23 protein-coding genes and 1 pseudogene are annotated in these 25,835 nt (G+C 64.4%); 15 read left to right on the top strand and 9 right to left on the bottom strand.

From position 1 onward, the window contains the following. The first annotated feature begins 86 nt into the window (after positions 1–86). On the top strand, positions 87–992 hold the full coding sequence (locus U5775_RS02080) for a LysR family transcriptional regulator (protein WP_322056458.1): 906 nt from the start codon (positions 87–89) through the stop codon (positions 990–992). 11 nt (positions 993–1,003) lie between these two features. On the opposite strand, the gene U5775_RS02075 is transcribed toward U5775_RS02080, so the two are convergent. Together U5775_RS02075 and U5775_RS02070 are read right to left on the bottom strand one after the other, a co-directional pair. After that, positions 1,004–1,252 carry a hypothetical protein gene (locus tag U5775_RS02075; protein ID WP_322056457.1) on the bottom strand — a complete coding sequence of 83 codons (249 nt, stop codon included), beginning with the start codon at positions 1,250–1,252 and terminating at the stop codon, positions 1,004–1,006. 90 nt (positions 1,253–1,342) lie between these two features. Further along, complete coding sequence (locus tag U5775_RS02070; protein WP_322056456.1) at positions 1,343–1,606, bottom strand: hypothetical protein; 264 nt, start codon at positions 1,604–1,606, stop codon at positions 1,343–1,345. 844 nt (positions 1,607–2,450) lie between these two features. Here U5775_RS02070 and U5775_RS02065 point away from each other — a divergent pair. Together U5775_RS02065 and U5775_RS02060 are read left to right on the top strand one after the other, a co-directional pair. Beyond that, positions 2,451–3,605: a branched-chain amino acid ABC transporter substrate-binding protein gene (locus tag U5775_RS02065; RefSeq protein WP_322056455.1), complete on the top strand. Its 1,155-nt coding sequence runs from the start codon at positions 2,451–2,453 to the stop codon at positions 3,603–3,605. Between the two features lie 150 nt (positions 3,606–3,755). Continuing rightward, positions 3,756–4,274: an Rrf2 family transcriptional regulator gene (locus U5775_RS02060; RefSeq protein WP_322056454.1), complete on the top strand. Its 519-nt coding sequence runs from the start codon at positions 3,756–3,758 to the stop codon at positions 4,272–4,274. An 84-nt stretch (positions 4,275–4,358) separates the two neighbouring features. Here U5775_RS02060 and U5775_RS02055 read toward each other — a convergent pair whose 3' ends face one another. Together U5775_RS02055 and U5775_RS02050 are read right to left on the bottom strand one after the other, a co-directional pair. Then, positions 4,359–5,564 (bottom strand): NAD(P)/FAD-dependent oxidoreductase, encoded by a 1,206-nt coding sequence (locus U5775_RS02055; RefSeq protein WP_322056453.1) that lies wholly within the window; start codon positions 5,562–5,564, stop codon positions 4,359–4,361. 131 nt (positions 5,565–5,695) lie between these two features. Continuing rightward, positions 5,696–5,956, bottom strand: a complete 261-nt coding sequence (locus U5775_RS02050) for a hypothetical protein (protein WP_322056452.1) — start codon at positions 5,954–5,956, stop codon at positions 5,696–5,698. A 62-nt stretch (positions 5,957–6,018) separates the two neighbouring features. On the opposite strand from U5775_RS02050, the gene U5775_RS02045 reads away from it, so the two are divergent. The 4 genes from U5775_RS02045 to U5775_RS02030 all read left to right on the top strand — a co-directional run bounded on the left by U5775_RS02045 (position 6,019) and on the right by U5775_RS02030 (position 11,031). After that, complete coding sequence (locus U5775_RS02045; RefSeq protein ID WP_322056451.1) at positions 6,019–6,855, top strand: alpha/beta hydrolase; 837 nt, start codon at positions 6,019–6,021, stop codon at positions 6,853–6,855. Between the two features lie 432 nt (positions 6,856–7,287). Then, the gene (gene hutH, locus U5775_RS02040; RefSeq protein ID WP_322056450.1) at positions 7,288–8,850 is read left to right on the top strand and encodes a histidine ammonia-lyase; all 1,563 of its coding nucleotides are present in this window, start codon (positions 7,288–7,290) and stop codon (positions 8,848–8,850) included. Positions 8,851–9,013: 163 nt separating this feature from the next. Continuing rightward, entirely contained in the window at positions 9,014–10,408 is a 1,395-nt protein-coding gene (locus U5775_RS02035) for an amino acid permease (RefSeq protein ID WP_322056449.1), read from the top strand. A gap of 140 nt (positions 10,409–10,548) precedes the next feature. Continuing rightward, the gene (locus tag U5775_RS02030) at positions 10,549–11,031 is read left to right on the top strand and encodes a hypothetical protein (RefSeq protein ID WP_322056448.1); all 483 of its coding nucleotides are present in this window, start codon (positions 10,549–10,551) and stop codon (positions 11,029–11,031) included. Here U5775_RS02030 and U5775_RS02025 read toward each other — a convergent pair. Continuing rightward, positions 11,028–11,918 carry a LysR family transcriptional regulator gene (locus U5775_RS02025; protein ID WP_322056447.1) on the bottom strand — a complete coding sequence of 297 codons (891 nt, stop codon included), beginning with the start codon at positions 11,916–11,918 and terminating at the stop codon, positions 11,028–11,030. The two genes, U5775_RS02030 and U5775_RS02025, sit on opposite strands and share 4 nt — an antisense overlap. Before the next feature lie 205 nt (positions 11,919–12,123). Between U5775_RS02025 and U5775_RS02020 the strand changes: the two genes are divergently transcribed. The 6 genes and pseudogenes from U5775_RS02020 to U5775_RS01995 all read left to right on the top strand — a co-directional run. Then, positions 12,124–12,870, top strand: a complete 747-nt coding sequence (locus U5775_RS02020; protein WP_322056446.1) for a glucose 1-dehydrogenase — start codon at positions 12,124–12,126, stop codon at positions 12,868–12,870. 76 nt (positions 12,871–12,946) lie between these two features. Further along, positions 12,947–14,050 carry an alkene reductase gene (locus tag U5775_RS02015; protein WP_322056445.1) on the top strand — a complete coding sequence of 368 codons (1,104 nt, stop codon included), beginning with the start codon at positions 12,947–12,949 and terminating at the stop codon, positions 14,048–14,050. A 230-nt stretch (positions 14,051–14,280) separates the two neighbouring features. Next, positions 14,281–15,027 carry an SDR family NAD(P)-dependent oxidoreductase gene (locus tag U5775_RS02010; RefSeq protein ID WP_322056444.1) on the top strand — a complete coding sequence of 249 codons (747 nt, stop codon included), beginning with the start codon at positions 14,281–14,283 and terminating at the stop codon, positions 15,025–15,027. Positions 15,028–15,079: 52 nt separating this feature from the next. Beyond that, positions 15,080–16,198, top strand: coding sequence for an alkene reductase (locus U5775_RS02005; protein ID WP_322056443.1), 1,119 nt, complete (start codon positions 15,080–15,082; stop codon positions 16,196–16,198). Between the two features lie 28 nt (positions 16,199–16,226). Beyond that, positions 16,227–16,607 carry a DUF427 domain-containing protein gene (locus tag U5775_RS02000; protein WP_322056442.1) on the top strand — a complete coding sequence of 127 codons (381 nt, stop codon included), beginning with the start codon at positions 16,227–16,229 and terminating at the stop codon, positions 16,605–16,607. 22 nt (positions 16,608–16,629) lie between these two features. After that, positions 16,630–16,854, top strand: a pseudogene (locus tag U5775_RS01995) (SDR family NAD(P)-dependent oxidoreductase); the annotation flags it as partial. 232 nt (positions 16,855–17,086) lie between these two features. On the opposite strand, the gene U5775_RS01990 reads toward U5775_RS01995, so the two are convergent. From U5775_RS01990 to metE, 3 genes are read right to left on the bottom strand one after another with little or no spacing between them, the layout of a single operon-like run. Then, complete coding sequence (locus U5775_RS01990) at positions 17,087–17,479, bottom strand: DUF3592 domain-containing protein (RefSeq protein ID WP_322056440.1); 393 nt, start codon at positions 17,477–17,479, stop codon at positions 17,087–17,089. Further along, complete coding sequence (locus tag U5775_RS01985; RefSeq protein WP_322056439.1) at positions 17,479–17,700, bottom strand: hypothetical protein; 222 nt, start codon at positions 17,698–17,700, stop codon at positions 17,479–17,481. The genes U5775_RS01990 and U5775_RS01985 overlap by 1 nt, the downstream gene beginning before the upstream one ends. A gap of 33 nt (positions 17,701–17,733) precedes the next feature. After that, complete coding sequence (gene metE / locus U5775_RS01980; protein WP_322056438.1) at positions 17,734–20,028, bottom strand: 5-methyltetrahydropteroyltriglutamate--homocysteine S-methyltransferase; 2,295 nt, start codon at positions 20,026–20,028, stop codon at positions 17,734–17,736. Positions 20,029–20,257: 229 nt separating this feature from the next. Here metE and U5775_RS01975 point away from each other — a divergent pair, with 229 nt between their 5' ends. Next, positions 20,258–21,499 (top strand): cystathionine gamma-synthase family protein, encoded by a 1,242-nt coding sequence (locus U5775_RS01975; protein WP_322056437.1) that lies wholly within the window; start codon positions 20,258–20,260, stop codon positions 21,497–21,499. Between the two features lie 87 nt (positions 21,500–21,586). Here the strand turns inward: U5775_RS01975 and U5775_RS01970 are convergent, their stop codons facing one another. Then, positions 21,587–22,735 (bottom strand): branched-chain amino acid ABC transporter substrate-binding protein, encoded by a 1,149-nt coding sequence (locus tag U5775_RS01970; RefSeq protein WP_322056436.1) that lies wholly within the window; start codon positions 22,733–22,735, stop codon positions 21,587–21,589. Positions 22,736–23,181: 446 nt separating this feature from the next. Here U5775_RS01970 and U5775_RS01965 point away from each other — a divergent pair, with 446 nt between their 5' ends. After that, positions 23,182–25,785, top strand: a complete 2,604-nt coding sequence (locus U5775_RS01965) for an ATP-binding protein (RefSeq protein ID WP_322056435.1) — start codon at positions 23,182–23,184, stop codon at positions 25,783–25,785. The last annotated feature ends 50 nt before the right edge of the window (positions 25,786–25,835 follow it).

The raw sequence follows: 25,835 nt of genomic DNA, 5'->3' as shown, positions 1-25,835 counted from the left end.
CGCTGATGATCGTTTTCCGGCGAGTATAGAAAGCCAGATTCCTATCGTAAAATCACAAATAGGCAAACCTGATATGCGAAAAACAGATGGCATTCGATCTCACTCTGCGGCAGTTGCGCTACTTCGTCGCGGCGGCGCAAACGGGCCAGTTCTCGATGGCGGCGGCCAACGAGCACGTTTCGCAATCGGCGATCACCAACGCCGTGCTCGCGCTCGAAAGCGGGCTGGGCACGCGCCTGTTCGAGCGCCTGCCCCATGGCGTCGTGCTCACGCCGGACGGTCAGGATTTTTATAACCACGCCCGCCGCGTGCTGGACGCCGCGCGTGATGCGGTGCACAAGCCGCCGTTCCGGGCGCACGACATGCGCGGAACCGTGCGCATTGCCGCGACCTATACGCTGCTCGGCTATTTCCTGCCCGAATTGCTCGCGCGCTTTCGCGCGACTTACCCATTTGTGGATTTCGACCTGCAAGACCGCGAGCGCCCCGAGATCGAAAAAGCGGTCCTGAACGGCGACGTGGAGATCGGCGTGGTGCTGCTCTCGAACGTCGACCGCCTGAGCCGCTTCGGCAGCCAAGTGCTCAATCGTTCGCGACGGCAATTGTGGGTCGCGCCCACGCATCCGCTCGCGCGCATCGACGCACCCTCGCTCAAGGACATCGCCGCGCATCCCTACATTCTGATTACCGTGGATGAGGCCGAGCAGTCGACGCTGCGCTACTGGAAGAAGAAAAGCGCCAAGCCGAATATCGCGTTTCGTACTTCGTCGATGGAAGCGTTACGCGGGCTCGTCGCGCATGGATTCGGCGTGACGGTGCTCTCGGACATGGTGTTCCGGCCGTGGTCGCTCGAAGGCAAGCGCATCGAGGCGCGGCCCGTGCTCGACGCGATTCCGCATATGGAGGCCGGCATGATCTGGCAGAAAGACGCGCAAATGAGCGGCCCCGCGGCGGCGCTTCAGCAGTTTTTGATTCATGCGTGTGGGGCGTGAGTGCGTTGATTTCACCGACTCGCCGCACACCGCCGCGAATCCTTCAGCCGCTCCAGGCGCCCCAACAGTTCTTTAGCCTGCTTCTGCGCATGCGCGCTCAACGTAGGCATGGCCAGAATCGCCCGGACTCTGGCCTGCCAATAATCAAGGCTGGCCATCGGCCCGGTTTCACGCGTGCGTGCGCTCACAGCCGACTGCTCCAGATGGCTGAGAACATGATGAATGTGCGCCAGATCCTTCTCTGCAAAATCGTAGCTCACGATCGATCCTCGTTGTTTTTATGCTTCGTGATCCTTATCGTTAGATGCATGACACACTCCCGACACGCACCTGATGCACACCTGCCTCACCTAACGCACGCGAGACACCGCCCTCAACAGCGCGTCACCGCGCGGCGTCACGCGCGCAAGCGCGGCGCCCGATTCCGGCGACCCGATATCAATGAGCTCCAGCTCGCGAAGCGCGCCCAGCTCCATCCGGTCCGGCTCGATCCGGTCGGGCGCATTCTTCACCAGCATCAACGTAGCAAGCTCGTGGGGACTCAGCATGTCACTCCTCCCATCGGGAAAGCCAAAAACAGAACAGGCGTGCGCATGCAGCAGCAGCGGCTGCATGTCAGCACTGTCGATGGAGCGCCGCGAGGCGCGACGGATGTGGGCTATCTGGGTGACAGGCCACGCTCTCGGGACGCGCGTCGTCGTCCCTGCAAGGGCATGGCCGCTGCGGACGCAGCGAGACCGGTCAACGCGAGCCGGGTGGCCGCGCGGGATTCCGGCGGGGTGGCAAATGATTGTCTATCAGGAACATTCACGCATCGTCTCCCGTTTCGCACCAACAACCTGGCCGTTGCCACAGCGGCCAATGGTCGGCTTTACGGCCGGCAGGAAGCCCTGCCGCCGTCACGCCGACGTGCTGGCAAATCTAGAGACTTCATTCTAACTTTGTTAAATCTGTCCCGTTCATGCATCCGGTTCAGGAGTTTCCCCAATTCATGCGGGAGGCCGTGTCATGGTGGAAAGCGTGGCAGGGGTGGAAGCGGGCGGCAGCGCCACCGCCGGGGCGCCGCCACCGGATGGCCGCTGTTCGTGAAGCCATGCTCGAAATCCTCGTGCGCCGCGGAAAAGACGGCGGCGATCCGCTTGCTCAGGTCTCGTCCGGTCGCTTCGCCGCGTCGTTCAGATGCTTCGGTATGCAGATCATTCCAGAAACCGCATGGGCTGGCCGCCGCTGGCAACAATCAGCGGAACAAGCCACCCAGGCGCGTATGCGCGAACCTCGCGACTATGCCGATTTCTGCATCGGCACTGTTTATTTTCCACAAGACCCGGCAACGTCACCATTCGTATATTGCTCGCAGCCGACCGAAAACCGGGACGCGAGGAGACCCGTGCCCGCAGGCCCCCAAGGGTGCACGCGTGCGGGCGCCAGCACGAGCCATCATCGAGGAGCACAACAACAATGCAATTGCATCGCACAGTCATATCCGCCGCATGCGTCCTGGGCTTTACCCTGGCAGGCGCGCCCTGCTCGTTTGCAGCGTCGCCGGTCGAAGTGAAGATCGGCTTTGCCGCGCCGCTCACGGGCGGCCAGGCCCACTACGGCGCCGATTTTCGCAGCGGCGTGGAGCTCGCGATCGACGACATGAACGCCACCAACCCGGTCATCGGCGGCAAGCCTGTGCACTTCGTGCTTGACGGGCAGGACGACCAGGCCGACCCGCGCACCGGCACGACGGTCGCGCAAAAGCTCGTGGACGACGGCGTGGCCGCCGTGATCGGCCACTACAACTCGGGCACGAGCATCCCGGCCGCGCCGATCTACGCCAAGGCCGGCATCCCCGAAATCGCCATGGCCACGGCCCCCACCTATACGCGCCTCGGCCTGCCCACCACGTTCCGCCTGCTCACGTCGGACACGCAACTGGGCAGTGTGCTCGGCGACTACGCCGTGAAGGGCCTCAAGTTCAAGCGCCTCGCGATCGTGGACGACCGCACCGCTTATGGCCAAGGCGTGGCCGAGGAGTTCACCAAGGCCGCGAAGGCGGCGGGCGCCACCGTGGTCGATCAGGAATATACGACCGACAAGGCCGTGGACTTCCGCTCGATTCTCACGAAGATCAAGGCCGCGAATGTGGATGCGGTGTTCTACGGCGGCGCCGACACCCAGGCCGCGCCGATGCTGAAGCAGATGCGCTCGCTCGCGATCAAGTCGACGCTGATCGGCCCGGACATGGTCCAGTCCGACAACCTGATCAAGATTGCGGGCGAAGCGGCCGAAGGCACGCTGGCCGCATCGGAAGGCAGCCCGCTCGACAAGATGCCGGGCGGCAAGGCCTTTGCCGATCACTATATGAAGCGGTTCAATCATCCGGTGGAACTGTACGCGCCGTATGCCTATGACGGCACGATGGCCGTGTTCAACGCGATGAAGACGGCGAACTCGACCGATCCGCACGTGTTCCTCACGGCGCTGAAGGCCACCAACATGAAGGGCGTGACCACCACCGAGCTCTCGTACGACCAGTACGGCGACCTCAAGTATGGCGGCGTCACGGTGTACAAGGTCGTGGGCGGCAAGTGGGTGCCGCTGCAGACCGTGGGCACGAAGCAATAAGCCTTGGCAAGCCCGCGCGCGCTGGAAGCACGGTTGCGCGCGCGGGCGATGACGACTTTGTGGACAACGTCGCGAATAACGTCGCGGATGACTTCGGCGCCGCACTGCGCTACGCTATCAACTCCGATACACGAAGTCGTCGTAAAACCCATGTCACACATCAGTACAGGCGTCGAATACGGGCTCCATTGCCTGCTCTATCTCGCGGGCACGCCGGCGGGCGTGCGCGAAGCGAGCGTCCGCGATCTCGCCGAAATGCAGGGCGTACCGGTCGACTATGCCGCCAAGCTCTTCACGCGCCTTGCCAAAGCCGGCATTGTCGAATCGACCGAAGGCATCCGCGGCGGCTTCCGGCTCGCCAAACCCGCGCGTGACATCTCCGTGCTCGACGTCGTGGACGCCATCGACGGCGACAAGCACCTGTTCGACTGCCGCGAAGTGCGCGGCCAATGTGCGGTTTTCGAAGACGAGCCGCCCGCGTGGGCCACGCGCGGCACCTGCTCGATTCACGCCGTGATGCAGGGCGCCGAGCGCGCCATGCGCGCGGAGCTCAAGCAACATTCGCTCGCCGATCTCGCGAGCCGCGCCTATGCGAAAGCGCCGGCCAGCTACCCGCATCGCGTGGTCAACTGGTTCACCGAGCGCGCCGCCAATCGCCGGGGTCAGTGACCGCGCATCGTCCTGATGCGAAGAAACGCGGAGACCTCCAGCGAGGTCTCCGCGTTCATCTAGTTACACAGCAGTCCGAAAGAATCAGGCAACCACGATACGAAGCGGGTCCGCGGCGGCCAGTGCCTCAGCACGGTCTGCACGAGGCGGATAGATCCATTCGGAGTTGATCTGATGCTTGAGCTTCTTCGCCTCCACGCCCTGCAGCTTCACTTCGCGCTCCCATCCTTCGGTATAAACCGCGCCCCACTGGCCGAGATCCAGACACGTCACGTACTTCGGCTGGCTATAGGGAATCGGCTCAAGGCCGAGCAGATCGGCCGCCGCGTTGTGACCCGCCGAGCGGCCCAGGTTCATCGCGTGCTGGCACGACATCATCGTGTGATTGCCTTCGTCGTCGGTGGCTGCGCGCGCGACGTCGCCCGTCGCGTAGACGCCGGGCACGCCCTCCACCGCGAGATTGCGATCGACGTAAAGACGCCCGGTGGCGTCGAGGCGGCCCGGAATCTGCGCGGTCAGCGAGCTCGCGCGCAGGCCGGCCGTCCAGATCACCGTGCTCGATTCGATGCGCTCGCCGTCCGCCGTGGTGACGCCGCCCGCATCCACTGAAGCCACGCCGGCGCCGAGCTTCCAGGTCACGTCCAGCGAACGCAGCGCCTCTTCAATCACAGGACGCGGGCCCGCGCCCAGATCGGGGCCGATCGCATCGCTGCGCTCGACGATGACCACCTTCACCTTTGCGTTCGCGCCCAGCGCCGCGCGCAAACGCGCCGGCATTTCCGCCGCCGTCTCGATGCCCGTGAACCCGCCGCCCGCCACCACGACCGTGTTGCGCGCGGGCGAGTCCGGCAGGCTCGCGAGCGCGCCGATGTGCGCTTCGAGCTCGACCGCCTCGTCGGTCTGGTCCACGCTGAACGTATGCTCGGCCAGCCCCGGAATCGACGGGCGGAACAGCCGGCTGCCCGTCGCCAGCACGAGGCGGTCGTAGCCGAGCGTGGAGGCCTGGCCGTCCGCGCCCGCCACGTCCACGGCGCGGCGCTCCACGTGAATGCGCTCGACCGTGCCCTGAATGAACTTCACGTCCGTGGCGGCGAAAATCTCCGTGAGCGGTGCGCGGAAGTTCGCGGGGCCTTCTTCATACAAACGCGGACGCACGTGCAGATGCGGATCGGGCGCGACGAGCGTGATCTCCACGTCCGTTCGCCCCTGCTCGTCGAGCAGACGCGCCGCGCTCAATGCGCTCCACATGCCGGCAAAGCCGGCCCCAATGACAAGAATACGCTTCGACATGTTGCCTCTTCAGTGAATGGATACGTGGAGCCGATGGCGCTCGCGCCTTGCGTGGCGCGCGCCGCAGTCTCCGGTCAAGGGAATCCGCGCCGCACCTGCGCAACGCATAACTCGGATTCTATGAGTCGTAGTTAAAAGACGCAAGCCCTCAGTTTGCGACGCACTGTTGACGAATCGGGCAACGATGCCGCGATCGCGCGATGGCGCGGCAGCGCCTGCACGAGGATTGCAAACGAATCGCGCCAGTGGGTAGCTTCGGCACCCTGGCTTTTCTGAACTGCTACGATGGTTTTGACGGCGCGTCCTGTGCCGTCGAAACCATCGATTTCCGCCCGGTTTATATCGTTCGCCTTCGGCGATGCTGCGCCGAAGCGCGAACTTCTTTCTGTCACATGGGCGCCGGATCATGTTGACCGGCCATTGCCTGTGCCGATAACGTCAAAGGAGCATGACCATGCCGTACGTTATGACGAAGGACAACGTCGAGATTTTCTACAAGGACTGGGGTCCCAGGGACGCGCAGCCCATCGTCTTCCATCACGGTTGGCCGCTATCGTCCGACGACTGGGATGCGCAACTGCTCTTTTTCGTCCAGCACGGCTACCGCGTCGTCGCGCACGACCGGCGCGGCCATGGCCGCTCGGCGCAGGTCTCGGATGGGCACGACATGGACCATTACGCCGCCGATGCGTTTGCCGTTGTCGAGGCACTAGACCTGCGCAACGCCGTGCATATCGGCCATTCGACGGGCGGCGGCGAGGTGGCCCGTTATGTGGCCAGGCATGGCCAGCCCGCCGGACGCGTGGCCAAAGCCGTGCTGGTCAGCGCCGTCCCGCCGCTCATGCTCAAGACCGAAGGCAATCCCGAAGGACTCCCAATCGAAGTCTTCGACGGCTTTCGCAAGGCGCTGGCCGACAATCGCGCGCAGTTCTTCGTCGACGTTCCGGCCGGCCCGTTCTACGGCTTCAACCGTCCCGGCGCGGCAATCCATCAAGGCGTGATCCAGAACTGGTGGCGCCAGGGCATGATGGGCAGCGCGAAGGCGCATTACGAAGGCATCAAGGCGTTCTCGGAAACGGATCAAACGGAAGATCTCCGGACGATCACGGTCCCCACGCTCGTGCTGCATGGCGAAGACGACCAGATCGTGCCGATCGCCGATGCGGCGCTAAAGTCGATCAAGCTGCTGAAGAACGGCACGCTGAAGACCTACCCCGGCTTTTCGCACGGGATGTTGACGGTCAATGCCGAGGTCCTCAACGCCGATCTCCTCGCGTTCGTGCGCGCGTAGCGGGAACGATAGAGACAAGCACAACGGCACGAGCCCGCGTCCGCGGGCTTTTTGGGGCGGCAGCCGCGATGACCGGCCAATTGCCGCCCCAAGCCACCCACCAGAGGCCGTGACCCGCGCGGCACCAGGCCGAAGCGATCCGGCCCTCTTCCCTGCCGATTCACCAGTCTTCCCGCGCTCCCATTCACGCCTCCGTGTGACGGCGTTTGCCTATCAGCAACCACGCCAACGCGTCACGCACGCCTCCATCTTGAATAGACAACTTCCGCCGAAGCCCCGCCCCACGCGGACCACTGAAAGCGCCCACTAGTTCCATTTAAGGCGCCTTTGCGTAAACCCTGATATCTGCCAAGTTGTCTATACAATATGCTCCAACTGTGGCGGCAATCCCAGACCGTCTTAGCTTTCAATTTCTTTCAGTGGAGGAAGTCCGTGACTTCGCATCGCCAGGACAATCATCGGGTTACGGAGCTGTGCATCACCCCCGGAACGCTCACGCTCTCGCAACTTCGCAGCGTCTACCAGAACCCCGTGCGGCTCACGCTCGACACGAGCTCCCACGCAGCGATCGACCGTAGCGTGGCCTGCGTCGAGCAGATCATCGCGGAAGACCGCACGGCCTATGGCATTAACACCGGCTTCGGTCTGCTCGCTTCAACGCGCATCGCGCGCGAAGACCTCGAAAACCTCCAGCGCTCGCTGGTGCTCTCGCACGCCGCGGGCGTGGGCGAAGCGCTCGACGACGCGCTCGTGCGCCTCATCATGGTGCTCAAGATCAACAGCCTCGCGCGCGGGATCTCGGGCATCCGCCGCTCGGTCATTAACGCGCTGATCGCGCTCGTGAACGCCGAGGTGTATCCGCACATTCCGGTGAAGGGCTCGGTGGGCGCCTCGGGCGACCTCGCGCCGCTCGCGCACATGTCGCTCGTGCTGCTCGGCGAAGGCAAGGCACGTCACGACGGCCGCTGGATGCCGGCCACCGAAGCGCTCAAGATCGCCGGCCTCGAGCCGCTCAGCCTCGCCGCCAAGGAAGGCCTGGCACTCCTGAACGGCACGCAAGCCTCGACCGCCTACGCGCTCAAGGGCCTGTTCCATGCCGAAGACCTCTACGCCGCCGCGAGCGTGTGCGGCGCACTGAGCGTGGAAGCCCTGCTCGGCTCGCGCGCGCCCTTCGATCCGCGCGTTCACGCCGCGCGCGGCCAGCGCGGCCAGATCGACGCCGCCGCGGTGTATCGCCATCTGCTCGGCGAATCGAGCCAGGTGGGCGCATCGCATGCGAACTGCGAGAAAGTTCAGGACCCCTATTCGCTGCGCTGCCAGCCGCAGGTCATGGGCGCCTGCCTCACGCAGATCCGCAACGCCGCCGACGTGCTCGAAGTGGAATCGAACGCCGTCTCCGATAACCCGCTCGTGTTCCCCGAGGAAGGCGACGTGATCTCGGGCGGCAACTTCCACGCCGAACCCGTGGCGATGGCGGCCGACAATCTCGCGCTCGCGATTGCGGAAATCGGCTCGCTCAGCGAACGCCGCATCTCGCTGATGATGGACAAGCACATGTCCAAGCTGCCCGCGTTCCTCGTGGCGAACGGCGGCGTGAACTCGGGCTTCATGATCGCGCAGGTGACGGCCGCGGCGCTGGCCTCGGACAACAAGGCGCTCGCGCACCCCGCCAGCGTGGACAGCCTGCCCACCTCGGCGAACCAGGAAGACCACGTCTCGATGGCGCCCAACGCAGGCCGCCGCCTCTGGGAAATGGCCGATAACGTGAAGGGCATTCTCGCGATCGAGTGGCTGGGCGCATGCCAGGGCCTGGACTTCCGCGAAGGCCTGAAGACCACCGACGCGCTGGAAACGGCCCGCCATATCCTGCGCCAGGTCGTGCCGTTCTATGAGAAGGACCGCTTCTTCGCGCCCGACATCGAAGAAGCGAGCGCGCTGATCGCCCGGCGCCATCTAAACGCGCTGCTGCCGGCCGCCGTTCTGCCGAGCCTGTAAAGGTTCGCGCTCCGTATCAACGGCCCTCGGCGTTGCCGCGTATCGCGCGGCAACGCTCAGGGCCGCATGCAAGAGAAGACGAAGCGGGCCGCTGTGAGCCACGCCGACCCTAGCCACGTCGGCGCGAGCCATGCCTGCCGGCCCGCTCAAGGAAAGAGACAACTTGGAAAATCTGCAGCGTAATCTCGGAGCCCGCCATATCCGCTTCCTCGCGATCGGCTCCGCCATCGGCACCGGTCTCTTCTACGGATCGGCTTCCGCGATCCAGTTGGCCGGCCCCGCAGTCATCCTCGCGTATATCCTCGGTGGCGCGGCCGTCTACATGGTCATGCGCGCATTGGGCGAGATGTCCGTGCGCAATCCGATCTCGGGCTCGTTCAGCCGCTATGCCGGCGATTATCTCGGCCCGCTCGCCGGCTTTCTCACCGGCTGGACCTATATCCTCGAAATGATCATCGTCGGCCTCGCCGACGTCACGGCCTTCGGCATCTACATGGCCTTCTGGTTTCCGCATGTGCCGCAGTGGATCTGGGTGCTGGCGATCGTGCTGCTGATCTGCGGGCTCAATCTGTGCAACGTGAAGATCTTCGGCGAAATGGAGTTCTGGCTTGCCCTCGCGAAGATCCTAGCCATCGGCGCGATGATCATCGGCGGCGCCGCCATCATCGTGCTCGGCATCAGCATGAATGGCGAGCAGGCGCATGGGCTCGCGAATCTCTGGACCCATGGCGGCTTCGCACCGCACGGCATGGGCGGCCTCATCGCCTCGCTCGCGGTGGTGATGTTCGCGTATGGCGGGATCGAGATCATCGGCATCACGAGCGGCGAGGCGAAGAATCCCGAAGAGGTGCTGCCGCGTGCGATCAACGCCGTGCCCGTGCGTATCCTGCTGTTCTACGTGCTCACGATGGTCGTGCTGATGGCCGTGTTCCCGTGGAGCAAGATCGACGGCCAGGGCAGCCCGTTCGTGCAGATTTTCACGGGACTCGGCATCAAGTCCGCGGCGACGATCCTGAACGTGGTCGTGATTTCGGCGGCGGTTTCGGCGATCAATAGTGACATCTTCGGCGCGTGCCGCATGATGTACGGCATGGCCGCGCAAGGCCAGGCGCCGCGCATCTTCACGACCACGTCGCGCGCGGGCGCGCCCTGGGTGACGGTGCTCGTGATGGGCGTGGCGCTGCTCGGCGGCGTGCTGCTCAACTACCTGATTCCGGACCAGATCTTCCTGATCATCGCGTCGATCGCGACCTTCGCCACGGTCTGGGTCTGGTTGATGATCCTGCTTTCGCAGGTGGCCATGCGCCGGCGTCTGTCCAAGGACGAAGTGCGCGCGCTGAAGTTCAAGGTGCCGCTGTGGCCCGTCGGCCCCGCTATTGCCATCGCGTTCATGCTGTTCGTGATCGGCATTCTGGGCTACGAGCAGGACACGCGCATCGCGCTGTTCGTGGGCATTGGCTGGATCGCGGTGATGACGCTGGGCTGGTGGCTGTGCAGCAAGCTCAACGGCCCCACGGCATCGGCCGATGAAAACCGAGAGATGGTCGAGCAGAACTAACGCGTTTTACGTACCACACTGCAACGCGCCCCGTAGCCGGCATGGCTGGTTACGGGGCGCGTTTTTTTGTCTATAACTCACAAGTAGGTGGCGCCGAATAAATATTTAGTCACTCATTTTCTCGCGGCAGAGAGGCAAATATGAAGTTAACCGCTTCGGAATGGCTTGACCGTGCTGAAGTGAAATTCGAATTGTACGGTCAGGCCAAAGGATCGCCCGTGTACCTGACGATGGGCCAGCAACTCATTGGAACTTACGCGGATCTCGAACACTATCGGGCGCGCGATGGCGCGGCAAACGGCAATGCCTGGCACCAGGGCTGGCAAGCGCACCATATAGTCGAGGAACACGATCTCGGGCGCCTTCATATCAAGCACCTGGCCCCGTCCAGAGACGATCAATTATGCGTGCTCTTACCTGAAAGAGCGCATATCGGGCGAATAAACAGCATATTGCGCAGCGTGGCGCCGCTAAGAGATATCGTGTCCCCTGAATATTTACTTAGGTCATACAAGGAAGCGTATGACTTGATCGACGATTACTCAGGCGGCGGCCAGGTCTTGATCAAAAGAGAGCTGGTTTCGATCGTGCATGCCACCTTTCGCGCGTATCAGCTCATTTAGCTTTGCGGCTCGGCAGCGAGTTCGTCGAGCCGCGAGAGAAATAGCTGCAAGGTAGGCGAGGTGTTGGCGCGGTGATACCCCACCACGAGATCGACCGTGGGCGCCTCGCCTTCCAGCGGCCGGCTCACGACCGACCACGGCAGCAGATTGTTCGCATACTCGGGCATGAGCGCGAGGCCGCGCGTGGACGCCACGAGCGACATGGCCATCGCGAGATTGTCCACGTCGTGCTCGGTGCTCACCTCCACGCGGTGCGCCCGCAGATAGCCCACGATTACCTCGTGCAGCACGCGCGCCTTGTTGGACGCCATCACGAACGGCTCGCCCGCGATGTCTTGCGGGCGAATCGCGGCTTTCGCCGCGAGCCGGTGATCGCTGGGCATCAGCACAACGAGCCGCTCACGGTTGACCACGCGGTATTCGAGGTCGAAGCCGGGCTCGGCGCGCAGGAAGCCGAGATCGAGCTTGCCGCGCGCGAGCGCGTCCGCCACGTCGGGCGAGTAATAGCTCGACACCGTCACATCGACATTGGGCAATTCCTCGCGCAGCACGTTCATCGCGCGCGGCAGCCAGGTCATTTCCTGGCCCGTGAGAAAGCCGAGCGCGAACACCTTGCGCGCGGGTAGCGCCGCGCGACGCGCGGCCTCGGCGGCGGCGTCGACCTGGGCGAGCGCAAGCCGCGCGTGATCGAGAAACGCCTTGCCCGCCGCGGTCAACTCCACGCCGCGGGCGCTGCGGCTGAACAACTCGACGCCCACCTGGTCCTCCAGATCGCGGATCTGGCGGCTCAGCGAAGGCTGCGACGTGAAAAGCCGCTGCTCCGCGGCCACCGTCAGGCTGCCGGTTTCGGCCACGGCCACGAAATACCGCAGATGCCGCAATTCCATCGCTCCCTCCGTCCGAGGCCATGCCTCGCAGGTATGCCGGCAAGCCTACAAAGTCTTTTTCCGCTGCGCAAGCGCGCTCTAGAGTTGCGCTCATGGCAGTGCGCGGGGCAGCAAGAAAGCAACGGCCGCCTGCGCAGTCCGGCCCGAGAGCCATCGCTCGCGGGTATGGCTCAACCCATTCAATCCATTGATCAGGAGATTCGACATGTCCCAGCTCACCGGCAAGACCGCGCTCGTGACGGGCGCCTCGCGCGGCATCGGCCGCGCCATCGCACTCTCGCTCGCCCGCGCCGGCGCGCAGGTGCTCGTCCACTATGGCAGCGCCGAGGATGCCGCGGACGCCGTTGTCGCCGAGATTCGCGCAGCGGGCGGCAAGGCCCAGAAAGTGGCCGCGAACCTGCGCGAGGCCGAAGGCCCGCATCAACTGGCCAGGCGCGTGCGGGCGATCGTGGGCGACCGGCTCGACATTCTCGTCGCCAACGCGGGCATCTCGAAGTCGGCGCGGCTCGAAGACACGAGCGTCGAAGACTTCGACGCCCTCTTCGCCGTGAACGTGCGCGCCCCATATTTCCTCGTCCAGCAACTGCTGCCCACGATGTGCAAGGGCAGCAGCATCGTGCTGCTTTCCTCGCTCGCCGCGCGCAGCGCCGTGGGTGCGATCTCGGCCTACGCGGCCAGCAAGGGCGCGGTCGATACGCTCGTCGCGCATTTCGCCGCGGCGCTCGGCCCGCGCGGCATCCGCGTGAACGCGATCGCCCCCGGCGTGGTGGCCACCGACATGTCGAACTTCACGAAGACCGAAACGGGCCGCGCGACGGCGCTGGGCATGCAGGCGTTCAAGCGCATCGCGCAGCCCGAGGACATTGCCGATGCCGTCACGTTCCTCGCTTCCGACGCGGCGCGCTGGGTGAGCGGCGACACGTTGCGCGTCGACGGCGGCTCGCGGCTCTGATCGCCTGATCTTAAATCGTAGCACGCACAACTTCTTTCATTATTCTGGATTACGAACCAATATACGGAGAACCGTCATGACGACCCTTTTCACCCCTGTGAAGGTTGGCCCCTACACCCTCTCGCACCGCGTCGCGCTCGCGCCGCTCACGCGCATGCGCTCGGAAGCCGGCGACGTGCCGGGCAACTTGATGGCCGAGTATTACGCGCAGCGCGCGAGCGAAGGCGGCTTGCTGATCGCCGAAGCGACGCCCGTCTCGGTGCGCGGCAACGGCTATCTGGGCGCACCGGGCATCTATGCCGATACGCAGATCGCCGGCTGGAAGCGCGTGGCGAATGCCGTGCACGCGAAGGGCGCGCGCATTTTCCTCCAGCTCTATCACTCGGGCCGCCAGTCGCACAGCGACCTGCAACCGGGCGGCGCCGCACCGCTCGCACCCTCGGCCATTGCGTTCGACGGCAGGGCGCACACGAAGGACGGCTGGCAAAGCGCCACGCCGCCGCGCGCAATGACGCTGGAGGACATCGAAATCGCCATCGACGAATTCCGCGCCGCCGCTGTACGCGCGCAGACGGCGGGCTTCGACGGCGTCGAGATTCACGGCGCGAACGGCTACCTCGTCGACCAGTTCCTCCAGGACGGCTCGAACCGGCGCACCGACGCCTATGGCGGCTCGCGCGAGAACCGCGCGCGCTTCCTGCTCGACGTGACCGCAGCGGCGGCCTCGGTGTTCGGCGGCGAGCGCGTGGGCGTGCGCATCGCGCCGGGCGGGACCTTCGGCGGGATGGCGGACAGCGACCCGGCGGCCACCTTCGCCCACGCCGCGCGCGAACTCAATGGCTTCGGCCTCGCGTGGCTGCACGTGATCGAGCCGCGCGTGGCGGGCGGCCAGGAAGTGGCCGAGGGCGCACATGCGGTCGCCGCACGAGCTCTTCGCGCGCACTTCCATGGCCCGATCGTCGCGGCCGGCGGCTTCACGCCGGAAACGGCAGCCGCCATCGTCGAGGCCGGCGACGCCGACCTGGTCGCCTTCGGACGCCACTTCATCGCCAATCCGGACCTGCCGCACCGCATCCGCCACGGCCTGGCGCTCAACGCGTATGACCGCAGCACGTTCTATGGCGGCGATCATCGCGGCTATACCGACTATCCGGCTGTGCCGGAAACCGTCGCCTCGTAACCCGTACACGCAGTTCCCAGGTCCATCAAAGGCCGCCATGCCCAGCAGGGATGGCGGCCTTTGCGTCTTCGCGCGCCCCATCTGGGCGGCGCATGGAACGGCGGCAACAAGCCATGCTTTCCAGGCATGCCCACCCACTTACAAAGTCTTTTTCCCGCGCCTCTCTCGCCACTAAATTAGTTTCCAGCAGCAGCGTTTCACCCCCTTCCCAAGTTCTCAGGAGAACGATCATGTCGAAGCTCAACGGAAAGACCGCCCTCGTCACCGGCGCATCGCGCGGCATCGGACGCGCCAGCGCGCTGGCCCTCGCGCAACAGGGCGCCTATGTGCTGGTCCACTACAACCAGGGCGCGGCAGCCGCGGACGAAGTCGTCGAGGCGATCCGCGCCGCCGGTGGCCGCGCCGACAAGGTGCAAGCCCACATGGGCGCCGCCGACGGCCCGCATACGCTCGCCGCACGCGTGCGCGAGATCGTGGGCGAGCGCCTCGACGTCGTGGTCGCCAACGCCGGCATCGCGAAGGAACTGAGCATCCAGGACACCACCGTGGCCGACTTCGACGAGCTTTTCGCCGTCAACGTGCGCGCGCCGTACTTCCTCGTGCAGCAGTTGCTGCCGGTGCTCGGCGTCGGCAGCAGCGTCGTGCTGCTCTCGTCGCTGGCCGCGCACGCCTCGGTCGGACAGCTCAGCGCCTATGCGGCCACCAAGGGCGCCATCGACACGCTGGTCCTGCATTTCGCCGCCGCGGTGGGCGAGCGCGGCATTCGCGTGAACGCCGTCGCGCCGGGCGTCGTGGCGACCGACATGTCCGCCTTCGCGCGCACCGACGCCGGCCGCGATTTCACGCTCGGCCTGCAGGCGCTCCAGCGCGTGGCCAACGCCGACGATATCGCCGACGCCATTGCCTTCCTCGCCTCCGACGACGCCCGCTGGATCACCGGCGACACGCTGCGCGTGGACGGCGGCTCGAAGCTCTGAGCCAGCGCCCCGGCATCGGGACAACCCCTCGCCAAATAATCAGGCATCCGAAATGAATACGAACGAACTCAAGCTGCTCTCGCCCGTGCAAGTGGGCCCGCTGCAACTCGCTCACCGCGTCGTGCTCGCGCCGATGACGCGCCTGCGCTCCGCGCCCGACGACAGCCCCAGCGCGATGATGGTCGACTACTACCGCCAGCGCGCCTCGGCGGGCGGCCTGCTCATCACCGAAAGCGCGCATCCATCCTACGACAGCCGCGGATATATCGGCGCGCCGGGCATCTATACCGATGCGCACGTCGAGGCCTGGCAGAAGATCACGCAAGCCGTGCACGCCAAAGGCGGCCGCATCTTCATGCAGATCGCGCACGATGGCCGCCAGTCGCATGTGGACCTGAGCTGGGGCAACGCACCGGTCGCGCCCTCGGTGGTCCCCTACGAAACCACGGTGTTCACGCAGAACGGCTGGGTGCCGAACTCGCCGCACCGCGCGCTGGCGCTGCACGAGATTCCCGCGCTGGTGCAATCGTTCCACCGCGCGGCCGAGCGCGCGAAAGCGGCCGGCTTCGACGGCGTGGAACTGCACAACGCGAATGGCTATCTCGCCGATACCTTCCTGCAGGACGGCACCAACAAGCGCACCGACGCCTACGGCGGCAGCATCGAAAAGCGCGCCCGCTTCTCGCTGGAGGTGGTCGACGCATTCGCCTCCGTGTGGGGCGCGGACCGCGTGGGCGTGCGCGTCTCGCCCAGCGGCCGCTGGGGCGCGATTTCGGACAGCGATCCGCAAGCCACGTTTGGCTACTTTGCCGAGCGTCTCGACGCTTATGGTCTAGCTTATCTGCACGTGATCGAGCCGCGCGTCATGGGAACCGAAACGCTCGTGGAGGGTGAGGCGCCGGTGGCGGCGTCGTTCCTGCGCCGGCACTTCAGCGGCCCGATCATCGCCGCAGGCGGCTTCGACCGCGCCGGCGCCGAGCAGATCCTGGCGCGCGGCGACGCGGACCTCGTGGCCTTCGGCCGCTGGTTTTCCTCGAACCCCGACTTGCCCGAGCGCCTGCGCCACGGGCAGCCGCTCACGCCCTACCGTCGCGATGCGTTCTGGGGCGGCACCGAGCGCGATTACAGCGACTTCAGCACCTACGAAGAAGCGCAAACCGTAACCGAATAACCCCCTTCCTTCGAAAAGGATGACTGCCATGAATACGAAGACCATCAAGATTCCCGGCCCCGACCATCCGATCACGATCGAGCCAACCGGCTCGCGCGTGGTCGTCAAGGCGGGCGGCCGCGTGATCGCCGATACGCGCGCGGCGCTGACGCTGCGCGAAGCAAGCTACCCCGCCGTGATCTACGTGCCGCGCGAAGACGCCGACATGAGCCTGCTCGCGCGCACCGATCACTCAACCTGGTGCCCGTACAAGGGCGACTGCGCCTATTACTCGATCGTGCCCGGCGGCGAGCGCGCCGTGAACGCCGTATGGACCTACGAGACGCCGCACGCGGCCGTGGCCGCAATCGGGAATCACCTTGCGTTCTATCCCGACCGCGTGGATTCGATAGAAGTCCTGCCCAACTGATGACCCTCACTGGAGCCGCAACATGAACACCCAACCAGTCGTATTGATCACCGGCGCGCTGACCGGCATCGGCCACGCCACCGCCCTCGCCTATGCGCGCGACAAGGCACGCGTGGTCGTTTCGGGCCGCCGCGACGAGGCCGGCCGCGCACTGGCGGAAGAACTCCGCGCACTGGGCGGTGAAGTCGAATACATTCGCGCCGCCGTCAGCAAGGAAGATGAAGTGCGGGCGCTGGTCGAAGTTGCACCTATCTCGTGGCCATGGAGCGTCAGTTTCGGCAGTGCCAGAGTCGGGCGACTTAGCAGCTTCGACAACGGATAGGACCAGCCGACACCAGCGCCGCCATAGTGGAATTTATGATTGTGTCCTTCGGGGTCCGTGAGCACGAACATCCCCGACGAAATAAGAACAGAACCCGCTCCACCGGCACCGCCCGCGCTCGTGAAAAACTGCCAGTCACTTTCCTTCCTGAGATTGATCACGTCTTTGGCCCCCATCCTCTAGATGTAAGGTTTCGGAATCCCGCGATGGCAAAACCAAGCGCCATTGCCAGCAGGAATAGCGTCGTGCCCCAGAGACTCCCGAATGTGTCCAGTCGCGCACTGCGCGCGGGGTTTTCCTGCCGGTATCGGACCTGAACGTGATCACCCACGTTTTGTGTGATATCGCCGTTCGCGTTAAAGTTGATGACGTTCCCGCCTGAATCGGTGAACGTGACTCTCGGGTGATGAGGGCCGATTGGTATATCGACCACGACGCCATCGGCTGCCAACGTGGAGGCGATATAGTCAGTCGCTCGATTGATAGAGAAGCCAGTCATGACTACGAACACGGCACTAATACCTAGCGCGAAATAGTTGAACTTCGCCATTATCGGTCGATGTTTTCCTTGATATCGAAAGCGGCCGTAACGGTTCCCGCACTTCCGCCGATATTGCTTTGTACGATGTATTCCTGTTTGACGCGAGCAAACGAGAGCACTACGTGCTCCCAGTATTTTCCGGCTCCGCAGGTAGGCTCAACGCTGGTGATAACCACATCGCCAGGTAGTTCGTCCAATGTCGAGGTCCAGCCAAAACGAGCTGCCGACATTCTAGCGCATGAAATGCGGGGCTTTCTCGGACCTTACTGCACCTGGCTGCGCAGCACCCTGGCCGCGGCCACCATGTTGGTCAGCGCGGGAATCACTTCCTGCCACTGGCGCGTCTTCAGCCCGCAGTCCGGGTTCACCCACAGGCGACCGGCCGGAATACGCTCGGCGGCCTTCTGCATCAGTTGCACGATATGCGCCTCGGTCGGGATGTTCGGCGAGTGAATGTCGTACACGCCCGGCCCGATTTCATTCGGATACCTGAAGTTGTCGAACGCGTCGAGCAGCTCCATGTCCGAGCGCGAGGTCTCGATCGTGATGACGTCCGCGTCCATATCGGCGATCGACGCGATGATGTCGTTGAACTCCGAATAGCACATGTGGGTGTGGATCTGCGTTTCGTCCTCCACGCCGTTCGCCGTGATGCGGAACGACTCCACGGCCCAGCGCAGATACTCGCCCCATTGCGCGCGGCGCAACGGCAGACCTTCGCGCAGCGCGGCCTCGTCGATCTGGATCACGCGCACGCCGGCCTTTTCGAGGTCGAGCACCTCCTCGCGAATCGCCAGCGCGAGCTGGTAGCACGAGACCGAACGCGGCTGGTCGTCGCGCACGAACGACCAGTTGAGGATCGTCACCGGGCCCGTGAGCATGCCCTTCATCGGCTTGTTCGTGAGCGACTGCGCGTAGGCGATCCACTCGACCGTCATGGCCTTGGGGCGGCTGATGTCGCCGTACAGAATCGGCGGCTTCACGCAGCGCGAGCCATACGACTGCACCCAGCCGAACTGGCTGAACGCGTAGCCGTCGAGCTGCTCGCCGAAGTATTCGACCATGTCGTTGCGCTCGGCTTCGCCGTGCACGAGCACGTCGAGGCCCAGCTTTTCCTGTTCGCGCACGCTGCGCTCGATTTCCGCGCGCATCGCGGCCTGGTAGCCCGCATGGTCGAGCGCGCCGCTCTTGAACTGGCTGCGCGCCTGGCGGATTTCGGCGGTCTGCGGGAACGAGCCGATCGTCGTGGTCGGGAACGCGGGCAGCTTGAGGCGCGCGGCCTGCTTCGCGGCGCGCTCGGCGTAGGCGTGCTGGCGATTGCCGAGCTGCGCGTCGATGCGGGCAATCGCGGCCTTCACCGCCGGGTTGTTCACGCGCGGCGAGTTGCGGCGCGCCGCGATGGCGGCCGCGTTGGCGGCGAGCGCGTCGGCGACCTTATCACGGCCTTCGTTGAGCGCCGTGGCCAGCACCTTGAGCTCGTCGAGCTTTTGCAGCGCGAACGCGAGCCACGAACGGATTTCGGCGTCGAGCTTCTCCTCGCTCGCGAGATCGACCGGCACGTGCAGCAGCGAGCACGAGGGCGCGAGCCACAGACGATCGCCCAGTTGCTGCGCCAGCGGCGCGAGCCATTCGAGCGTGGCGTTCAGGTCGGTCTTCCAGATGTTGCGGCCGTTGATCGCGCCCACCGAGAGCACGCTCTGCGCGGGCAGCTTCTGCGCGGCCAGCGCGAGTTCTTCGCGGGCGTTGATCGCGTCGATGTGCAGGCCGTCGACCGGCAGACCGCAGGCGAGGTCCAGGTTCTCCTGGAGCTGGCCGAAGTACGTCGTGAGCAGCAGCTTGACGCGGCGGTCCTCAAAGCCCTCGTATGCGGTCTTGAACGCTTCGCGCCACGCGGGATCGAGTTCGGTCACGAGCACGGGCTCGTCGATCTGCACCCACTCGACGTCCATCACGCGGAAGTAGTCGAGCAGCGCGCGGTACACGGGCATGATGCGCGGCAGCAGCGCGAGCTTGTCGGAGTCGTCTTTGGCCTTGCCCAGCCACAGGTACGTGAGCGGCCCGACGATCACGGGCTTGGCCTTCACGCCCAGCTCGCGCGCTTCGCGCAGTTGCTCGGACAGGCGCGAGGTGTCGAGGTTGAACTGCGTATCGGCCGTGAATTCAGGGACGATGTAGTGGTAGTTCGTGTCGAACCACTTCGTCATTTCGCCGGCGGCCACACTGCCGCAGCAGCCTGCGTGCTCTTCCGCGCCCGCTGCCGAGCGGCCGCGCGCCACGCGGAAGTAGTTGTCGAGCTTGTCGCCGTGGAAGCCCTGCACGCGCTCGGGCAAGTTGCCGAGCGTGAAGCTCATGTCGAGCACCTGGTCGTAGAACGCAAAGTCGCCCGCAGGCACGAGATCGAGACCCTTCTGGTCTTCCCAGTGGCGTGCGCGCAGTTGCGCGCCGAGCGCCTTCAGTTCGTCGCGCGAAGACTCGCCCTTCCAGTAGCGTTCGAGGCCGAACTTGAGTTCGCGTTTTGCGCCGATGCGCGGGAAGCCGAGATTGTGCGTAGTGACCATGTGCGCTGCCATCCCTTGAAAAGTGCTGAAACGTTCGAGAGTGGAAGCGATGATAGGGCTATGTGGCAATGAATAAAAATGGCATTATTTCATCCATCCATTAGTTTTGTTCATTCATTGCCGTTTGGCTTTTTCCATGCTCGAACGCTGATGCGCGACACGGCCCACGGGTTACCGGCGATAATCAGCGGAGCTGAATCGACTTGACGACTTGAGAAACGGAGAAGGAATGGGCAAGCAAGGCTTTACCACAGACATCGTTCACGGCGACAGGATCACGGGCACCGAGCATGGCGGCGTGCGCCAGCCGATTCATACGTCCGTGCAATATGGATTCGAGCGCGTCGAGGATCTGATCGGCGTGTTCCAGGGCACCAGGAAAGGCGGCTTCAATTACGCGCGCCAGGGCACGCCCACGACCGCCGCGCTCGAGCGCAAGATCACCCAGCTCGAAGAAGGCACCGGCACGATCTGCTTCGGCACCGGCATGGCCGCGATCACGGCCACCTTCCTCACGCTGCTGCGCGCGGGCGATCACCTCGTGTCGAGCCGCTACGTGTTCGGCAACACCAACAGCCTGTTCGGCACCTTGCGCACACTCGGCGTCGAAGTCACGACCGTCGATGCGGGCGACGCCGAAAACGTCAAGAACGCGATCCGGCCCAATACGCGCATGGTGTTCGTCGAAACCATCGCGAATCCGGGCACGCAGATTCCCGACCTGCAAGGCATCGGCGACGTGTGCCGGGAGCACGGCCTCGTCTACGTGGTCGACAACACGATCACCTCGCCCGCCCTGTTCAAGCCGAAGGCGGTGGGCGCGAGCCTCGTCATCAACTCGCTGACGAAGACCATCGCGGGCCACGGCGCCGCGCTGGGCGGCGCGGTCACCGATACGGGCCTGTTCGACTGGAGCGCATACCCGAACATCGCCGACGACTACCGGCGCTCGGCCGCAAAGGAACAGGGGCTCCTGCAGATCCGCAAGAAGGGCCTGCGCGACATGGGCGCGGCCTTGTCGTCCGAGCAGGCACACTCGATCGCGATGGGCGCGGAAACGCTCGCCTTGCGCGTGAAGCAAAGCAGCGACAATGCGCTCGCCCTCGCGCAGTTTCTCGAAGGGCACGCGGCCATCGGCAAGGTGTTCTACCCTGGCCTTACGAGCCATCCTCAATACGAGCTTGCGCAGAAGCTGTTCAAAGGCGCGTCGTGGCTGCTGTCGTTCGAATTGCTCAACGCGGAGCGCATGATCGATGTTGTCAACGCGCTCAAGCTGCCGATCAAGGCGACCGGCCTTGGCGACACGCGCACGCTCATCATTCCCGTCGCGCCGACGATCTTTTTCGAAGCCGGTGCGGAAACGCGCAAGGCGATGGGGATCTCCGACGGCATGCTGCGGCTGTCCGCCGGCATCGAGGATATCGACGACCTGATTGCGGACTTCGACCAGGCGCTGAAGCTGGCAGCGTAAGCGTTGGCGTCCCGGCTTGCGCGGACCTCGCCACGAGGCGGGCCCGCGCATGCGCGCTCGGCTCGGCGCAGATCAGCCTGGATCAGGTCAGAGGCCGCTAACCGTCTTGACGGTCACCCACTGGCCGTTCTTCACCTGATACACGGTGGACGAACCGTTCTTCAGCGAGCCGTTCGCGTTGAACTCGATATGGCCGGTGATACCGTCGAAGCTGATGCCTTGCAGCTTCGCGCGATAGTCGTTGGGCTTCGTCGAGTTCGCGGCCTGCATCGCCTTGATGGCGGCCCACGCGGCGTCATAGCCGAACGGCGCATACGAGAGCACGTCCTCGCCGAACTTCTGCTTGAAGCGTTCGGCGAACTTCGAACCGACCGGCGTGCTGTCGAGCGGACGGCCGTATTCCCATGCCATCGCGCCTTCGGACACGTCGCCCGCGAGCTTGATGAAGTCGACGTCCTTCACGCCGCCGCCGCCCACGTACTGCGCCTTGATGCCGAGCTGGCTCATCTGCTTCATGATGCCGGCCGCCTGCGGATTGAGCGCGCCCACGAAGATCAGATCGGGGTTCTTGCTCTTGATGGTCGTGAGCTGGGTCTTGAAGTCCGTCGCCTGATTCGTGGTGTATTCGCGGTCGACAATATCGCCGCCGTGCGCCTTGACCGCCTTCACGAACTCGTCGGCCTCGCCCTGGCCGAAGGCTGTGCGGTCGTCGATCACGGCGATGCGTTTGGCCTTCGTCGTCGTGACCGCATAGGCGCCTGCGGTGCCCGCGTTCTGCGCGTCGCTCGAAATCACCATGAAGATGTTCTTGAAGCCGCGGCCGCTGATGACCGGGTTCGTGGCGGCCGGATCGATGTCGGGCAGGCCCGCCTTTTCGTAGAGATCGGAAGCGGGAATCGTCGTGCCCGAGTTGAAGTGGCCGACGACGACCGACACGCCCTCGTCCACGAGCTTTTGCGCGACCTGCACGCCGACGCGCGGGTCGGCCTGATCGTCCTCGGCGACGAGCTCGAACGAGACGGGCTGGCCATTGATCTTGACGCCTTGCGCCTTGGCGTCGTCGAGCGCCATCTTGACGCCGTTCTCCAGATCCTTGCCGTAGTTGGCGTTAGGTCCGGTCAGCGGAGCGGCGAAGCCGATCTTTACGACGGTATCCGCTCGGGACGCGAGCGGGGCAACAGCGAGCAGTGCTCCAACGGCAATGGCGCCAGGGGTAAAAATCTTCGCAAAACGCATGTTGTTTCCTTTTTTGTCGGCAAGCATGGGTTCACTGCGCTTCGAATGAGAAACGCCGCGCGGGGCACTGAAAGCGAAACGAAACAAAGCGAAACCAACTATAGGAAGCCAATATCGCCCCGTCTTGTCCTTTTGCGACGATTCCTATGCGCATTTCGGCACAGCAGGCCAAATGGAATCAATCAGGACAAATACGCCTATCGGTGCGCGATCCAACAGTCTGATGAATGGTTGGCTGGGGTAAACCACGGGCCTTGGCTGTCGCGAGCGCGGCCCGGCCTGGGCGAGCGCATCGGAATATGTGCGTTAGCGCACATATCGCCCCGATCGCGCGAGGATCAAATGTGGGATTGGCGCCAACCCCAAACGGCATTTCCGGCTGCGACGAGGCGAATACCCTGCGCGACAAACTCGTCGGTCGGGCCGTATCGAATTCGAGGTCTGAAATGATGGACGAAGACTCCTCCGGATTCGCCGACGAGCGCGGCGAGTCGCACGACCTCGAAGTGCACATCGACGAGCTCAAAAAGATCGATGAAGTCAGACAGAAAAGCGCCCAGTTCCGCGCCAAAGGCAACGACGCGCTCAAGGACCTGATCGACGGAAAAGTCAAACCCGTTAGCACAACGCACTATGAGCAAGCCAAGGCGGTGCGCGTCGCGCTTCAGGTCTCCCGCGCCTTCGAGGAGCCGCCGAAATTTCTCGAGAACCTGACCTGGGTTGGCGACCTGGGCGGCTTGAGCAGCGAAGGACGTTCGATCCTCGTTGCCGCGGAATCCATGCGCGCCTTCGTGGCGACCAACGAACATACCTTGTCCAAACCGGTGATGCGCTGCTGGTACTGGATCATCCGCGAGCTGTTCACGGCTTCGGAGCCGGACTGGGCCGTGGGCGGCGCGAGGGCGGGACATGGCGGCAGGGTGACGGGCTATACGACGGCGCACTGCGTTTATGCGGTGATGGAACTGGCGAATTCGCTGCTGGCCACCAATGAGGTATGCCGCTATCTGTCGAACGTTTCGGACAAGCTGAAAAGAATCTCGGCGTCGAATATTCCGCCCCAGTGGCAAGCCATCGACCGGGAAAGAATCGCGGTGTCGTGCGAAAACGCCTTGAAGCGGCAATTGCCGTTTCTCGCTTTCAAGCTGGTCAAGATCGAAGACGCCAACGGCAAGCGAAAATCGCTCACGGGAGAAAACGTCGAGCAATACGTCGACACGATTCTGAAGAATCACGTTGCCGAGGCGCTCACCAACGTCAAGAAGGACCTCAGGGCGCTGGTGAGCGAGATCGCGCGATACCGCAAGTCGGAGGGCGGCCAGCGCAGCCATGCACAGTCCGAAATGGGACATAGCACGGCTTTCGCGGGCATACGCAAGGCGTCGGCGCGTGCGGTACTGGCCGTGCGGGCGCTCAAGGCCTGCGATAACCAGTGGGCCGTCGCGGGCGAGCAGTTCAGGCTCGCGGGCATCGCGCTGAGGGACGGCTTGTCCGCGGCAAAGCAGTATCTTTCGGGCGTTATCGACGAGCAACTGGCTTCGAGCGCGCTCGGCGACGGCAGCCAATGGGAGCCCTCGGAACTCGCCTTCGCGGCCAATGCCTATGTCGCGTTGACGAAGCACGAGCCCGCGCGCGACGACGAGCGGCTCCAGCGCGCCGCGTCGCTGCTGCAGAGCAGCTTTGGCGCCGACGGGACTGTCATCGTGCGCCGCAGCTACCATATAGAAGGCACCACGGGCTATCGCGCGGCCAACAGCGCCGTGGTGGCCGCCGCCGCGGAGTTCCTGCGCGCCGTGGATTTCCCGCTCGACGTCAAGTTCGTCCCTCGCCTGCTGCCCTCGCTGATCCGGCGCGCGATCACGACCGAGTTCGGCATCGTCGGCTGGCCGAGGGGAACCGGCAGCGTGGACATGCTCGAAACCGCGTCGGCCGTCGAAGCGCTCGCCGCGGTCAATCGCCTGCTGGACGACGGCATCAATCGCATCATCCTCGATCACTTTTCGGTCAAGTATCCGCAGGCGGGCGGATTGAATCTGGACGACCTGTTCTATCCGGATTACGGCCTCGCGTGCGCGGCCGAGCCCAAAGACGCCGCCGTCAAAAAGCTTGTGCGCGTCAGTTGCGCCATCCGGTTTCAGCACATGCAGGCGCACGTCAATCGCACCGGCACCAGGTCGCTGCACTCGCTGGTTTTGCACGGCCCGGCGGGAACCGGAAAGACCACGCTCGTGGAAGCCCTTGCGCAGACATGCGGGGTGCCGATGGTCGAGGTCACGCCCAGCGATCTGGCCAAGAGCGGCGAGGCCAAACTGGAGCGGCGCGCGCGAACCGTTTTCGAGGCGCTTTCGTTACTGACCCATGTTGTCGTGCTATTCGACGAGTTCGATCCGATCTTGCGCCGCCGCGACGCGACCGGGAAAGACAAGTTCACGTACTTCTCGTTCCTCACGCCGGGCATGCTGCCGAAGCTGAAAAATCTCAGCGAAAAGGCGAGGAAGCAATCGGTCGCCTATGTGCTGATTACGAATTTGCTGGGCACGCTCGATGAGGCCGCCGTGAGAAAGGGCCGCTTTGAAGAAAAGCTGGCCGTCTTTTCGCCTGATCCGCTTTCCCGGCTGGGCCGCCTGACGATGCTGGCCAACCAGATCGCGGCCGCCGGCGGCAAAGACGCGGCCGCGCCGAAGCCGGACAGATTGCGCGAGGTCGCTTACAAAACGGGCGGGCTCGGCATGCCCGCGTTGACCGAGGCGGGCTGGTACGTGAAGCCGCGCAAGGATAGTCCCGACGAGATCTGTCCGATCAACTATATCTTCGGGCGCACCGAAGCATTCAGTGTCGATGACCCCGAGCCCGAAGACCGCTTCGACGGTGCGATGCGAGGCCAGGGAAAGGCGGCCGAGCGCGAACGCGACCAGTGGCAATGGGTGTATCAATGGGACAAGGCAGTCAAGAAGCTGCCCGCGGCCGATGATCTCGACGTGCTGGCGTCACGGCCCAGCGAGCTTGCGCCGCCACGGCGCGTTCAGAGGAAGACGCGCCGGCAGTCGTGACGGAGGCCTTCGGCAGGGATACGGTCTTGCTGCGAACGCCCACCGCGCCT

Source organism: Paraburkholderia sp. J63, assembly GCF_905220245.1.
Taxonomy (GTDB): Bacteria; Pseudomonadota; Gammaproteobacteria; order Burkholderiales; family Burkholderiaceae; genus Paraburkholderia.
This window is presented reverse-complemented; position numbering and strand designations above follow the sequence as displayed.